Below are 14,223 nucleotides of genomic sequence, written 5' to 3' on the forward strand. Positions count from 1 at the left end.
TTAGAAAACGTAAGGTAAGCGAGAGAATACGCGGCTTGCACGCAAATTGGCGCTAAAGACGGCTTAAATAAATATTTTTTATTTTTCAATCTGTTAGATAAATGCAATGGCTGTCAGGAAAGTGTCATCTCCTGCAATAAATCCGTCATCAGCCATCTTGACAAATGTTAAAAAAGCCATTGCTCTGGGGATAACCCTGCAGACCAGAGTTTTATCTCGTCACAGGGTCAATTTTGCCTACGGTTGAGACCTTAGTTTACGGCGTAACAGAAATGTTGTGGTGTGAGACTGTTTTTTTATCCAGTATAATTTATTGGCATTATTAATCATGACGAGTAAAATTACACACCTGCCCGCCCATTCCTTCAGGTAGCAACTCATGAGTAAACCATTCAAACTGAATTCCGCGTTTAAACCTTCTGGCGATCAGCCGGAGGCGATTCGACGCCTCAAAGAGGGGCTGGAGGATGGCCTCGCGCATCAGACTCTGCTTGGCGTGACGGGGTCGGGGAAAACCTTCACTATTGCTAATGTCATCGCTGACCTGCAACGCCCAACCATGGTGCTGGCGCCCAACAAAACGCTGGCAGCGCAACTATATGGTGAGATGAAAGAGTTCTTCCCGGAAAACGCGGTGGAGTATTTCGTCTCCTATTACGATTACTATCAGCCAGAAGCCTATGTTCCGAGTTCAGATACGTTTATTGAGAAAGATGCCTCAGTAAACGAACATATCGAACAGATGCGACTTTCAGCAACCAAAGCGTTGCTGGAGCGGCGAGATGTCATTGTCGTAGCGTCAGTTTCCGCAATTTATGGTCTGGGCGATCCTGATTTATATCTCAAGATGATGCTGCACCTCACGGTCGGTATGATTATCGATCAGCGCGCGATCCTGCGTCGCCTGGCGGAGTTGCAATACACCCGCAACGACCAGGCATTCCAGCGCGGCACTTTTCGCGTGCGGGGTGAGGTGATCGACATCTTCCCGGCAGAGTCCGACGACGTTGCGCTACGTGTAGAATTGTTCGACGAAGAAGTGGAACGTCTCTCGCTTTTCGACCCACTAACCGGGCAGATTATCTCGACCATTGCGCGTTATACCATCTACCCGAAAACGCACTATGTTACGCCGCGCGAGCGCATTGTGCAGGCGATGGAAGAGATTAAAGAAGAACTGGCGGATCGGCGCAAGGTACTGCTGGCAAATAACAAGTTGCTGGAAGAGCAGCGGCTGACCCAGCGTACCCAGTTTGATCTGGAGATGATGAATGAGCTGGGATATTGCTCGGGCATCGAAAACTATTCTCGCTTTCTTTCCGGGCGTGGGCCTGGCGAGCCACCGCCGACGCTGTTTGATTACCTGCCTGCCGATGGGCTGCTGGTGGTTGATGAATCACACGTCACCATTCCGCAGATAGGCGGTATGTATCGCGGCGACCGGGCGCGTAAAGAAACGCTGGTGGAGTATGGTTTCCGCCTGCCATCGGCGCTGGATAACCGTCCGCTGAAGTTTGAAGAGTTCGAAGCATTAGCCCCGCAAACCATCTATGTTTCCGCGACGCCCGGCAACTATGAACTGGAGAAATCTGGCGGCGACGTGGTGGATCAGGTGGTGCGTCCAACCGGATTGCTTGATCCAATTATCGAAGTGCGTCCGGTCGCGACCCAGGTCGATGATCTTCTTTCAGAAATTCGCCTGCGGGCGGCAATTAACGAACGCGTTCTGGTGACGACGCTGACCAAGCGGATGGCGGAAGACCTCACCGAATATCTCGAAGAACACGGCGAGCGCGTGCGTTATCTTCACTCCGACATTGATACCGTTGAACGTATGGAAATCATCCGCGACTTGCGTCTGGGCGAGTTCGATGTGCTGGTGGGGATCAACTTACTGCGCGAAGGTCTGGATATGCCGGAAGTGTCGCTGGTGGCAATCCTCGACGCCGACAAAGAGGGCTTCCTGCGTTCTGAACGTTCGTTGATCCAGACCATTGGTCGTGCGGCACGTAACGTTAACGGTAAAGCGATTCTCTACGGCGATAAGATAACCCCGTCAATGGCGAAAGCGATTGGCGAAACCGAACGTCGCCGCGAGAAACAGCAGAAGTACAACGAAGAGCATGGCATTACACCACAAGGGCTGAACAAGAAAGTGGTCGATATCCTGGCGCTGGGGCAGAACATTGCTAAAACCAAAGCCAAGGGTAGAGGGAAAGCGCGCGCGATTGTTGAGCCGGATAATATGCCGATGGATATGTCGCCAAAAGCGTTGCAGCAGAAAATCCATGAACTGGAAGGGCAGATGATGAAACACGCGCAAAACCTGGAGTTCGAAGAGGCGGCGCAAATTCGTGACCAGTTGCATCAGTTGCGTGAGCTGTTTATTGCGGCTTCGTGACGAGATGAAAAAGCCGGAATGTTCTTCTGGTTTGAGGCTGATGAGAAACGTAAAATTGCCTGATGCGCTACGCTTATCAGGCCTACATGCACTCTGCAATATATTGAATTTGCGCGATTTGTAGGCCGGATAAGGCGTTCACGCCGCATCCGACATGAACAACGCGCACTTTGTCTGCAATCTGACGCCGGAATGTTCTTCCGGTTTTCCGTTAACCCAACGCCTGTAACGCCTTTTCCAGTGCGTTATGTAACAACTGGCGGTCATGACGATAGGGGATATCGCTGGCCTCCAGTACGTCCTGAATCACTATTCTGTCGGTGACCGCAGAAACATCCACTTTCGGCCCAACGACGACGGCATCAATAACCTTCTTGCCGACATACTGCTCCATAATCGCCAGCTTATTTTCCAGTTTCAGATTCGCCGCTGGTAGGCTAAGTTCACGTCCCAGATTGCCGATATAGACCATCGGTGCTGGCGTGCGGCGTAATGCCTGCGCCATTTCCTTAAGCAGCAGGATCGGCATCAGGCTGGTATAAAAACTGCCTGGCCCGATAAGAATCAGATCTGCTTCATTGATAGCATGTACAGCTTCACGCGTAGCAGGCACATTAGGGGTTAACAGTAATTCCTGAATCGGCGTGGTTAACTGGTCAATATTTACCTCGCCGTAAACTTCATGCCCCTGATCGTCAATCGCCATCAGATCAACGGGATGCTCTGACATCGGAATCAAATGCGCATCCACTTTCAGCAGATTACGAATTAAATTGATGGCTTCCAGAGGCCGCACGCTAAGGTGGTCCAGCGCCTTTAACATCAGGTTTCCAAGGTTATGCCCGGAAAGCTCGCCATTACCGCCAAAACGATATTCAAACATCGCGGAAGCGACGCTGGGTTCTGTAATTAACTGATTAAGACAGTTGCGCATATCGCCCCAGGCAATACCGCCTTCTGAGCGGCGAATACGCCCTGTTGAACCACCGTTATCGGTGGTGGTCACAATGCCCGTTAAACGAGAACCCAAAGACGAAAGTGATGAGAGAACGCGTCCCAGTCCATGCCCTCCGCCGAGAGCAACGACACGATCAAGGTCAGCCAGCGTACGATTGCGCATATAAATTCCTGAAGTCAGATTATCCGCGCTACAGTAGCGCAACTGACAGGGAAACAGCAATTAACCCGCCAAAATTGAGGATACAAATAATTGTTTTCTACCTCTAAAGGACGATATACGCACTGCATTGCTGATGATGTACATCAAAGTAAAACCATCATTTTCCCTTATTCTGTAGGGAAATAGCACGATCATGACGCTATATACATGATTACATAGCGAAAAGTGTGAATGGTAAAAATCTCATTTACACGCTAGTATCGGCATAACCACTAAACACTCTAGCCTCTGCACCTGGGTCAACTGATACGGTGCTTTGGCCGTGACAATGCTCATAAAGATTGCCACCAGGGCGAAGGAAGAAATGACTTCGCCTCCCGTATCTGGAAAGGTGTACATGGCTTCACAACTGACTGATGCATTTGCGCGTAAGTTTTACTACTTGCGCCTGTCGATTACCGATGTGTGTAACTTTCGTTGCACCTACTGCCTGCCGGATGGCTACAAGCCGAGCGGCGTCACTAATAAAGGCTTCCTGACCGTCGATGAAATTCGTCGGGTTACTCGCGCCTTCGCCAGTCTGGGCACCGAAAAAGTGCGTCTGACAGGCGGCGAGCCGTCTTTACGTCGCGACTTTACCGATATCATCGCCGCTGTGCGGGAAAACGACGCTATTCGCCAGATTGCGGTCACCACCAATGGTTATCGCCTGGAACGCGATGTCGCGAACTGGCGCGATGCAGGCCTGACGGGCATTAACGTCAGCGTTGATAGCCTCGACGCCCGTCAGTTTCATGCCATTACCGGGCAGGATAAATTCAACCAGGTAATGGCAGGCATCGATGCTGCATTTGAAGCCGGGTTTGAGAAGGTTAAAGTCAATACCGTGCTGATGCGGGATGTCAATCATCATCAACTCGACACCTTTCTGAACTGGATCCAGCATCGCCCCATTCAGCTGCGTTTTATCGAACTGATGGAAACGGGCGAGGGCAGCGAACTCTTCCGCAAGCACCATATTTCTGGTCAGGTTCTGCGTGACGAGCTGCTGCGTCGCGGCTGGATCCATCAGCTTCGTCAACGCAGCGACGGCCCCGCACAAGTCTTTTGTCATCCGGATTACGCCGGAGAGATCGGCCTTATCATGCCGTATGAAAAAGACTTCTGCGCCACCTGCAACCGCCTGCGCGTCTCCTCCATTGGTAAACTCCATCTCTGCCTGTTTGGTGAAGGCGGCGTTAACCTGCGCGATCTGCTGGAAGACGATACCCAGCAACAGGCGCTGGAAGCGCGTATTTCGGCGGCGCTGCGGGAGAAAAAACAGACCCATTTCCTGCATCAAAACAACACCGGTATTACGCAAAACTTATCGTACATTGGCGGTTAAAACGTCAAAAGGAGAGATCAGATGAGTCAGGTAAGCACTGAATTTATCCCGACCCGTATTGCTATTCTTACGGTTTCTAATCGTCGCGGTGAAGAAGACGATACCTCCGGTCACTATCTGCGCGACTCGGCGCAGGAAGCAGGCCATCACGTTGTCGATAAAGCCATTGTCAAAGAAAACCGCTACGCCATTCGCGCTCAGGTATCTGCGTGGATCGCCAGTGACGATGTACAAGTGGTGCTGATTACAGGTGGTACTGGCCTGACAGAAGGCGATCAGGCGCCAGAAGCACTGTTGCCGCTGTTCGATCGTGAAGTCGAAGGCTTCGGCGAAGTGTTCCGTATGCTGTCGTTCGAAGAGATTGGCACCGCAACGCTGCAATCTCGGGCGGTGGCGGGTGTTGCTAACAAAACGCTGATTTTCGCGATGCCCGGCTCGACTAAAGCGTGCCGCACCGCCTGGGAAAATATCATCGCCCCGCAGCTGGATGCCCGTACGCGTCCGTGCAATTTCCATCCACATTTGAAGAAATAAGTATGTCGCAACTGACCCATATCAACGCCGCTGGCGAAGCGCACATGGTGGATGTCTCCGCCAAAGCGGAAACTGTGCGTGAAGCGCGCGCCGAAGCCTTTGTCACCATGCGCAGTGAGACGCTGGCGATGATCATTGATGGTCGCCATCACAAAGGCGACGTATTTGCCACTGCGCGCATTGCCGGTATTCAGGCGGCAAAACGCACCTGGGATCTGATCCCGCTTTGTCATCCGCTGATGCTCAGCAAAGTTGAAGTCAATTTACAGGCTGAGCCGGAACATAATCGGGTACGAATTGAAACGCTTTGCCGCCTGACCGGGAAAACGGGTGTCGAAATGGAAGCATTAACCGCAGCCTCCGTGGCGGCGCTGACCATTTATGACATGTGCAAAGCGGTGCAAAAAGATATGGTGATTGGTCCGGTACGTTTGCTGGCGAAGAGCGGCGGCAAGTCGGGTGATTTTAAGGTGGAAGCGGATGATTAAAGTTCTTTTTTTCGCCCAGGTGCGCGAGTTGGTGGGAACAGATGCAACCGAAGTGGCTGCGGATTTCCCAACCGTTGAAGCGTTACGCCAACACCTGGCAGCGCAGAGCGATCGCTGGGCGCTGGCGCTGGAAGATGGCAAATTGCTGGCTGCCGTCAACCAGACGCTGGTGAGTTTTGACCATCCGCTGACTGACGGCGACGAAGTTGCTTTCTTCCCGCCGGTAACCGGAGGTTAAGATGGCAGAAACCAAAATTGTTGTCGGATCTCAGCCTTTTAGCGTTGGGGAAGAGTACCCGTGGCTGGCTGAGCGTGACGAAGATGGTGCAGTGGTCACGTTTACCGGTAAGGTGCGCAACCATAACCTGGGCGACAGCGTCAAAGCATTAACCCTCGAACACTATCCGGGGATGACGGAAAAAGCACTGGCGGAAATCGTGGATGAGGCGCGTAACCGCTGGTCGCTGGGGAGAGTCACGGTGATTCATCGCATTGGCGAATTATGGCCGGGCGATGAAATCGTATTTGTCGGGGTCACCAGCGCGCATCGTAGCAGCGCGTTTGAAGCCGGGCAGTTTATTATGGACTATCTCAAAACCCGCGCACCGTTCTGGAAGCGCGAAGCCACGCCGGAAGGCGACCGCTGGGTTGAAGCCCGGGAGAGCGATCAGCAGGCGGCGAAACGCTGGTAGTTTTTTGTTGGCCGGATAAGGCACCGCTGCATCCGGCAATTTCATCGCTCTGGACATACGTTTACGCTGCGTCGATGCACACCCTCATCATTTGCAGTATCCTTTAGATATTCCTTATATCTTCAGGAGAAAGTCATGGACAGATTCCCACGTTCAGATTCAATCGTACAACCCCGTGCTGGCTTGCAAACCTATATGGCGCAAGTCTATGGCTGGATGACAGTTGGTTTGTTACTGACCGCATTTGTTGCCTGGTATGCAGCCAACTCTGCTGCCGTTATGGAGCTGCTATTCACTAACCGTGTCTTCTTAATCGGTTTGATAATCGCGCAATTAGCTCTGGTTATCGTGTTATCAGCGATGATTCAAAAACTCAGCGCGGGCGTAACGACGATGCTCTTTATGCTTTATTCGGCGCTAACGGGCTTAACGCTCTCCAGTATTTTCATTGTCTACACTGCCGCCTCTATTGCCAGTACCTTCGTTGTCACCGCCGGGATGTTCGGCGCGATGAGTCTGTATGGTTACACCACGAAACGCGATTTAAGTGGCTTCGGCAATATGCTATTTATGGCATTAATTGGTATCGTCATAGCCTCGCTGGTGAACTTCTGGCTGAAAAGCGAAGCATTAATGTGGGCAGTCACTTACATCGGCGTGATTGTCTTTGTTGGACTGACGGCGTATGACACTCAGAAACTGAAAAATATGGGTGAACAGATTGATACCCGCGACACGTCGAACCTGCGTAAATATTCCATTCTTGGCGCCTTAACGTTGTATCTGGACTTCATCAACCTGTTCCTGATGTTGCTGCGGATCTTTGGCAACCGCCGTTAAACGCATTTCTTATAAAAATCCCGGAACGACACCGGGATTTTTTATCTATTCGATAATAAGTATATATTTAAAAAATAGACATAAAGATATAATTCACATTGATTATATCTATGCATATGATGCATTTTTATAAATCTGGTATACCTATAAGAAAATAGAGTACAATCCTACGGTTTTATTAATGGCTGGCGATATTCATCTGTTAAATAAATGCTTGCGGGTAAAAATCAATCATCTGCTGATAATATATTTTAATGGGATTAATTTTTAAATATATATTCATATAATAAATGGATCAGGGTTCTATGTCTTTCGTATTACCATCGATAACGGCTTATCCTCGGCAGTCAAAAAAATACATTTTCATCGCATTGCTACTTGTGTCTGTATTACTCCAGCTTTGGCCTGTTTATTTTTTACAGCCATTGAGAGTTATCCTGCGCGTCGGTATCTGCAACTTGCTAATCATCCTGTGTTTGACAGGGTGTTATCGATTATTTGTTGGGAAAATAGTCGCATTGAGTGTGTCACTATTATTGACCATTAATTTTATAGTCGCGCTTTGTACATGGCAAATTTATCAAAGTGAATTTAATATTATCTTTGCAATGAGTATCATGGAAACCCACTGGTCTGAAGTGAAAGCAATGTCGGGGTTATATCTATCCTGGATGCCAGTATGTGTTGTTTATTTCTTGCTGACTTATTTTTCTATACCCATGGGCGTTAAGTGTGTGTCTACTAAGGTTCAATGTGCATCACTGGTGATACTATTAATATTTATCTCATGGTTTAGTTACAATCAATGGAGTAAACAGAAAAAAGATGGTCTTGGAGGATACTCTCCATTAAGCTCCAGGGTGTTAAGATTTACACCATTTTATACCGCTGCCGATTTTATTATTGCTTATCGAGATATTTCTTTTGCCAGAGAAATAAAACAAATTGATATGGATTTACCGGGATTGATCGCTAAAGAAACGGATATTGAAAATTATGTTATTATCGTAGGGGAGTCTGTACGGCGCAGTAATATGAGTTTGTATGGCTTTGGTATCAATACCACGCCTGTACAAAATGAGATTGGACCACAGGCGCTTATCTTTGATAATGCAGTTTCTCCAGCGGCGGCAACAGTAACTTCTGTTCCGATGATCCTCAGTAAAGCGACAACAGAAAGTTTTACCACTGCGGACTTATCAAATAATGTTATTGCCGTAGCTAATAAAGTGGGGTATCAGACTACCTGGTTAAGTACCGTGGGTATGTCCGGGAAGCATAATAACTATATTACGCTCATTGGTCGTTCCAGTAATAATACACATTGGGTAAGCGAGGAATACGATGATAGCCTTCTGCCGTTGTTGGATGAAGCATTAAAAGTCAAGGGTAAGAAATTAATACTGCTACATGGTAATGGTAGCCATGAAATTGCCTGTACACGCTACCCTGAATGGGCAGATAAAATTAAAACTGGGGATAAATACGAGGATTGCTACAACAACTCCATACGATTTACCGATTACATCATTGGCGAAATCATGAAAAGACTGGAGGGAAGTAAATCCTCATTACTCTATTTTTCTGACCACGGTCTGGAGAAAAATCCCAATATTCCATCGTATTATATGCACGCCGCAGATACTCCCAGTAAAGAAGCCTACGATGTACCGCAATTTATCTGGTATAGCCAGGCTGCTATCGCCAGTCAACCGCGTAAACTTGGACACATTCAAGAAGTTTATTCATTGCTTAATAACTATGCGATGATTCTTGACTGGCTGGGCATCTCTACCCACGAAGAGCATTGCAATTCGCCATTATCTCAGTGTTATCGTCCGCACTCCTCTATTCCAGTAACTGATGGCACCCGTGCCAAAATATTTGAATATAAAGATCTGCGAGACACCTTTACATCACCGAAGAAAAAGGTTTCTTATCGCGAAGCCAGTCTGAATCCGCTGTAATTTTATGCTGAGAGGACATCGCCAGATGTCCCCTGATGATTACTAAGGAAACAACAAACATTACTCTGGCGTAAAACATACTTTGTTAAAGGGCTGTAGCGTATCAGAATGCAGAAACGCATTAGTTGTGTAGGGCGGGTAAGGCGTTCACGCCGCATCCGCCATGAACAAATAGCACGTTGCTAACAATCTGCACAAACCAAAGAACTTAACTGAACATCACATCGCCGCTTCATTTTTCGCCCGTAGCTTCTTCGCCTGACTTTCCAGCAACAGGTAACAGATCAGCGCCAGCAGCAGCGGGATAAAGTAGTACAGGACACGGTAAGCGAGTAGGGCGGCGATAATCGTTCCTTTGGATGTATGTTCCCCTGCCAGTAGCGCGATAAACACCGCTTCCAGCACACCAATCCCCGCCGGAATATGCACGATGACACCAGCAATACTACTAACCAGCAACACGCCCAGTACAAAGAAATAGTTCACGCTTTGACCGAGTAACAGCCAGATAATCGCTCCCATTACCATCCAGTTAACGCTGGAAATCAGCATCTGGGCGAGGGCGAATTTCCATGAAGGTAGCACCAGCTTTTGCCCTTTGATGGTCATATGGCGGTGTTTAGCGAAGGCGCAAAACCATAAATAGACTGCAATTATCAGCAGCAAACCAATGCCGAGAATACGCAGCGTGGTTTGATCGATATACCAGTGATCCGGCAGTTCCACCACGCCCACGGTAAAAATAATCCCGGCCAGCAAAATATAGCCCAGCCAGTTGGTGGTAATACTCAGCGAGAAAATCCGTGTAATAGTGCTGCCCGGTAATCCCAGGCGGGAGTAAAGACGATAGCGCATACCAATGCCGCCGACCCAGGTACTGAGCGTCAGGTTGAAGGCGTAGCAGATAAACGACACCAGCATCACCTGGCGCTTCGCCAGTTTATGACCGCAGTAAGAGCGAGCAAGCAGGTCATAGCAGCCGTAAATCAGATAGCTGACGACCACCAGCCCAACCGCACTGAGCAGCGCAACGCGATTGTAGTCACGGATGACCTTCCAGACCTCTTCCCAGTCCACCTTTTTGGCGTAGACCACCAGCAACACAATCACCGCGATAAAAAACAGCCAGGTGAGGATCTTCTTTACTAAGCGCCAGCGCGGGTGTGATTTACTCATCAGGGTTTCACCCCCGTATTTTCAGTTTCTACCCGATCCTGAGTTTCCATTGCCGGCTGCGCGGGCGGATCAACTTGCGCCAGACGTGGCGTGTGCGCCGGAAGCCAGCCCACCAGTGCCGGGAAATGGCGTAAAAAGTGGAATGCCAGCACGCTTTTGGTCAGGTTCCACCAGGTGCGTTTTGGCAGCATGGTCTCATCGACCTGCTGGCAGTCAGCGGCGATGATGCCATTCAGATTGTCGCGTAGCGTCTGGTTAAAATTACGATCGTGGATGATAACGTTTGCTTCAAGATTCAGCGACAAACTGAGCGGATCGAGGTTACTGGACCCTACTGTCGCCCAGTGATCGTCCATCAACGCCACTTTGCCGTGGAGCGGGCGGCGGCGGTACTCAAAAACCTGAACGCCGCCTTTAACCAGATAGTTATACAGCAAACGCGCACCGACTCTGACAATCGGCATATCCGGTTCGCCCTGAATGATCAGTTTGATCCGCACCCCGCGCCGTGCCGCTTTACGCAAGGCGTGTAAAAATCGATAGCCGGGGAAGAAGTAGGCGTTGGCGATAATCACTTCCCGCCGCGCCTGAGTGAGCATTTTCAGATAGTGACGTTCGATATCATCGCGATGTTCTTCGTTATCGCGCCAGACCAGCAATACCTGCGCTTCTCCCGGCTGGCGGTTCTCTTCCGCTTTGTGATGACGTCGCCACCAGCGTCGTGCCGCGCTCTGTCCTGGCAGGTTTTCCAGCTCAAACTGGAGAATATCTTCGACAATCGGCCCTTCGAGGCGTACCGCGTAATCCTGTTTAGCCTCTGGACCGTAGCTGGACATATGCTCGGCGGAGTAATTCAGCCCGCCAATAAAGGCGATACGTGCGTCGATCACCACAATTTTGCGATGCATCCGGCGAAACACATTGGTGCGCATACCGAACAGGCGAGGGCGGGGATCGTAATAACGAAACACCACGCCAGCCGCCGTCAGTTCATTGACAAACTCATCGCTGAGATCCGGCGAACCGTAGCCATCCAGCAAGACTTCCGCTTTAACCCCGCGTCGTGCAGCGTCCAGCAATGCTGCGTGTAATTGTTTACCGACGTCATCCTCGAACCAGATAAACGTTTCAAGAATAATGCGTTCTTGCGCCTCACCAATCGCTTTAAATACAGCGGGATAATATTGCTCGCCGTTCTCCAGCAACTGGATCTTATTGCCTTCGCGCCAGCTACATTTCATAAATGAATCTCCGCACTCAAAGGGGCATGATCAGAAAGGTGTCGCCATGTCCGCAGCGGCAACGCGGTTGGCGCGCTGGCGCTGGCATTTTTGACATAGATCCTGTCCAGACGTAGTAGAGGAAATTGCACTGGAAACGTGCGCGCCGGGCGTCCGTGGGCGCGGGTAAATATCTCATCCAACCCGGCCTGTACTTTTAAGGGATGATTGGCTTTTTGCCGCCAGTCGTTGAAATCACCCGCCACTAAAACGGGTTCGTCGGGCGGAAGCTGGTTCACCCATTCGGCGAGCATCGCAAGCTGCGCCTGACGGTGCGCCTCACGCAGGCCAAGATGCACGCACATCACATGAATCGCTTTCCCGGTCACCGGTGGCACAATGCGGCAATACAGTACGCCACGTTTTTCCGCTCCATCGACAGAAACATCACGATTTTCATAATGTTCAATGGGATAGCGTGACAGCACCGCGTTTCCGTGATGCCCTTCTGGATACACAGCATTGCGACCGTAGGCAAAATCGCTCCACATGGTGTCGGCAAGAAACTCGTAGTGCGAGGTATCGGGCCAGTTTTCCACATGCAGCGGATGAACTTCGTGCGCGCCCATCACTTCCTGCAGGCAAACAATATCGGCGCTGACGGTGCGCACGGCGTCGCGAAGTTCCGGCAAAATGAAGCGTCGGTTAAACGCGGTAAAGCCTTTGTGAATATTGATGGTGAGTACCTTGAACGAAAATTGTTGTGTTTGATCGGGCATAATTTTCCTGTCTTTGCCTCTTATCTCATTGAAATAGTGTAGTCGGCGTCACAAAAAGGTGCGGTCTTACGGAATTTTCCGTAAAGTTCGGTACTCTGAGTTAGTAGAGATAAATTCTTCAGGAGAGAAGCCATGAAGTGGCAACAACGTGTTCGTGTCGCAACTGGCCTAAGTTGCTGGCAGATTATGTTGCATTTACTGGTAGTGGCGCTGCTGGTGGTGGGCTGGATGAGTAAAACCCTGGTTCACGTCGGCGTGGGATTGTGCGTGCTGTATTGCGTAACGGTAGTGATGATGCTGGTGTTTCAGCGCCACCCCGAACAACGCTGGCGCGAGGTGGCAGACGTACTGGAAGAGCTGACCACCACCTGGTATTTTGGCGCAGCGCTGATTGTGCTGTGGCTGTTGTCCCGCGTACTGGAAAACAACTATTTGCTGGCAATTGCAGGGCTGGCGATCCTTGCCGGCCCGGCGGTGGTGTCGTTACTGGCGAAAGATAAAAAGTTACATCACCTTGCGTCTAAACATCGCGTACGCCGCTGACCCTGTCGTGGCCGTTATCACCAGTAGCGGCCACAAACTGTTCCACACAATATCCAGACTCGCATCCTTCAAATAAATCTGCTTGGTAATGTCCGTAAAGTGGCGGATAGGGTTAATCCACGTCAGGTTTTGCAGCCACACCGGCATGTTTTCCACCGGCGAAACGTAACCGGAAAGCAGAATGGCGGGCATCATAAAGACGAATACGCCGATAAACGCCTGCTGTTGCGTTGCACAGAGTGATGAAATCAGCAGACCGAATCCCACCAGTGACAAACCGTAAATCACCATCGTAAAGTAGAACAGCGCCAGCGATCCGGCGAAGGGGATTTGATACGCCCAGATACCAATCGCCAGCACAATGGTGGCCTGGAAGGTGGCGACAATTAATGCCGGTACGGCTTTGCCGATGAATATCTGCCAGGTGGTGAGCGGCGAAACCAGCAGCTGATCGAGCGTACCTTGTTCACGTTCGCGGGCGACGGAAAGTGAAGTGACGATCATTACGCCGATAGTGGTGATCATGGCGATCAGCGACGGCACCACAAACCATTTGTAGTCGAGATTCGGGTTATACCAGTTGCGTACCACCAGCTCGCTGTTGTTGGGTTTCGGTTTTCCTTCCAGCAGCTCCTGCTGATAATTTTTGACGATCTGTTGCAGGTAGTTGGCGGCAATTTGCGCACTGTTGGAGTTACGCCCGTCGAGAATTAACTGCAACGGTGCGGTCTGGAAAGTATCCAGTTTGCGTGAGAAGTCAGCCGGGAAACGCACCAGCAGTAGCGCCTTTTGCGTATCGATAGTTGGGCGGATCTCCTGCGGACTTTTCAACAGCAGCACATGGGTAAAGGCGCTGGCGCGGGCAAAACGCTGGGTCAGCTCCACCGAATGCTCGCCGTTATCTTCATCGTAGATGGCGATGGTGGCGTTGGTCACTTCCAGCGTGGCGGCAAACGGGAACAGGATCACCTGAATAAGCACGGGTAAAATCAGAATCGCTCGCGTCTGCGGTTCGCGCAGCAGCGACTGCAATTCTTTGCGGATTAACGTCCATAAGCGATGAAACATGCTCTTCT

14 protein-coding genes and 1 riboswitch are annotated in these 14,223 nt (G+C 50.2%); of the genes, 9 read left to right on the top strand and 5 right to left on the bottom strand.

The features are described from left to right. The first annotated feature begins 379 nt into the window (after nt 1-379). The gene (gene uvrB, locus A7Z29_RS13395; protein ID WP_105290357.1) at nt 380-2,401 is read left to right on the top strand and encodes an excinuclease ABC subunit UvrB; all 2,022 of its coding nucleotides are present in this window, start codon (nt 380-382) and stop codon (nt 2,399-2,401) included. Between the two features lie 211 nt (nt 2,402-2,612). On the opposite strand, the gene yvcK is transcribed toward uvrB, so the two are convergent. Next, the gene (gene yvcK, locus A7Z29_RS13400) at nt 2,613-3,521 is read right to left on the bottom strand and encodes a uridine diphosphate-N-acetylglucosamine-binding protein YvcK (protein ID WP_010347415.1); all 909 of its coding nucleotides are present in this window, start codon (nt 3,519-3,521) and stop codon (nt 2,613-2,615) included. Nucleotides 3,522-3,786: 265 nt separating this feature from the next. After that, a riboswitch (molybdenum cofactor riboswitch) is annotated at nt 3,787-3,931 on the top strand. Here yvcK and moaA point away from each other — a divergent pair. The 7 genes from moaA (at nt 3,919) to A7Z29_RS13435 (ending at nt 9,429) form a co-directional block, all read left to right on the top strand. Continuing rightward, entirely contained in the window at nt 3,919-4,908 is a 990-nt protein-coding gene (gene moaA, locus A7Z29_RS13405; RefSeq protein ID WP_001295301.1) for a GTP 3',8-cyclase MoaA, read from the top strand. (Overlaps the previous riboswitch by 13 nt.) Nucleotides 4,909-4,929: 21 nt before the next feature. Continuing rightward, entirely contained in the window at nt 4,930-5,442 is a 513-nt protein-coding gene (gene moaB / locus A7Z29_RS13410; RefSeq protein ID WP_000084634.1) for a molybdenum cofactor biosynthesis protein B, read from the top strand. Between the two features lie 2 nt (nt 5,443-5,444). Continuing rightward, nucleotides 5,445-5,930: a cyclic pyranopterin monophosphate synthase MoaC gene (moaC, locus tag A7Z29_RS13415; protein ID WP_000080885.1), complete on the top strand. Its 486-nt coding sequence runs from the start codon at nt 5,445-5,447 to the stop codon at nt 5,928-5,930. Next, nucleotides 5,923-6,168, top strand: a complete 246-nt coding sequence (moaD, locus tag A7Z29_RS13420; RefSeq protein ID WP_000598612.1) for a molybdopterin synthase sulfur carrier subunit — start codon at nt 5,923-5,925, stop codon at nt 6,166-6,168. The genes moaC and moaD overlap by 8 nt, the downstream gene beginning before the upstream one ends. A gap of 1 nt (nt 6,169) precedes the next feature. Further along, nucleotides 6,170-6,622 carry a molybdopterin synthase catalytic subunit MoaE gene (gene moaE, locus A7Z29_RS13425; RefSeq protein WP_000852302.1) on the top strand — a complete coding sequence of 151 codons (453 nt, stop codon included), beginning with the start codon at nt 6,170-6,172 and terminating at the stop codon, nt 6,620-6,622. A 135-nt stretch (nt 6,623-6,757) separates the two neighbouring features. Further along, nucleotides 6,758-7,462, top strand: coding sequence for a Bax inhibitor-1/YccA family protein (locus A7Z29_RS13430; RefSeq protein WP_000373623.1), 705 nt, complete (start codon nt 6,758-6,760; stop codon nt 7,460-7,462). A gap of 305 nt (nt 7,463-7,767) precedes the next feature. Next, on the top strand, nt 7,768-9,429 hold the full coding sequence (locus A7Z29_RS13435) for a phosphoethanolamine transferase (protein ID WP_105290358.1): 1,662 nt from the start codon (nt 7,768-7,770) through the stop codon (nt 9,427-9,429). 219 nt (nt 9,430-9,648) lie between these two features. Here the strand turns inward: A7Z29_RS13435 and A7Z29_RS13440 are convergent, their stop codons facing one another. Genes A7Z29_RS13440 through A7Z29_RS13450 form a run of 3 tightly spaced genes read right to left on the bottom strand, consistent with a single transcriptional unit; the run spans nt 9,649 to nt 12,604 of the window. Next, on the bottom strand, nt 9,649-10,605 hold the full coding sequence (locus A7Z29_RS13440; protein WP_000045485.1) for a lysylphosphatidylglycerol synthase domain-containing protein: 957 nt from the start codon (nt 10,603-10,605) through the stop codon (nt 9,649-9,651). Continuing rightward, nucleotides 10,605-11,846, bottom strand: a complete 1,242-nt coding sequence (gene clsB / locus A7Z29_RS13445; protein ID WP_105290359.1) for a cardiolipin synthase ClsB — start codon at nt 11,844-11,846, stop codon at nt 10,605-10,607. Before clsB ends, A7Z29_RS13440 begins: the two co-directional genes overlap by 1 nt. Beyond that, on the bottom strand, nt 11,843-12,604 hold the full coding sequence (locus tag A7Z29_RS13450) for an endonuclease/exonuclease/phosphatase family protein (protein WP_001113359.1): 762 nt from the start codon (nt 12,602-12,604) through the stop codon (nt 11,843-11,845). The genes clsB and A7Z29_RS13450 overlap by 4 nt, the downstream gene beginning before the upstream one ends. Nucleotides 12,605-12,736: 132 nt before the next feature. On the opposite strand from A7Z29_RS13450, the gene A7Z29_RS13455 reads away from it, so the two are divergent. Next, entirely contained in the window at nt 12,737-13,147 is a 411-nt protein-coding gene (locus A7Z29_RS13455; protein WP_000871987.1) for a YbhQ family protein, read from the top strand. Here the strand turns inward: A7Z29_RS13455 and A7Z29_RS13460 are convergent. Beyond that, complete coding sequence (locus tag A7Z29_RS13460; RefSeq protein ID WP_000469029.1) at nt 13,109-14,215, bottom strand: ABC transporter permease; 1,107 nt, start codon at nt 14,213-14,215, stop codon at nt 13,109-13,111. The two genes, A7Z29_RS13455 and A7Z29_RS13460, sit on opposite strands and share 39 nt — an antisense overlap. Nucleotides 14,216-14,223: the final 8 nt, after the last annotated feature.

The sequence above is a fragment of the Escherichia sp. MOD1-EC6842 genome (assembly GCF_002965705.1).
In the GTDB taxonomy this organism is placed as follows: Bacteria; Pseudomonadota; Gammaproteobacteria; order Enterobacterales; family Enterobacteriaceae; genus Escherichia; species Escherichia ruysiae.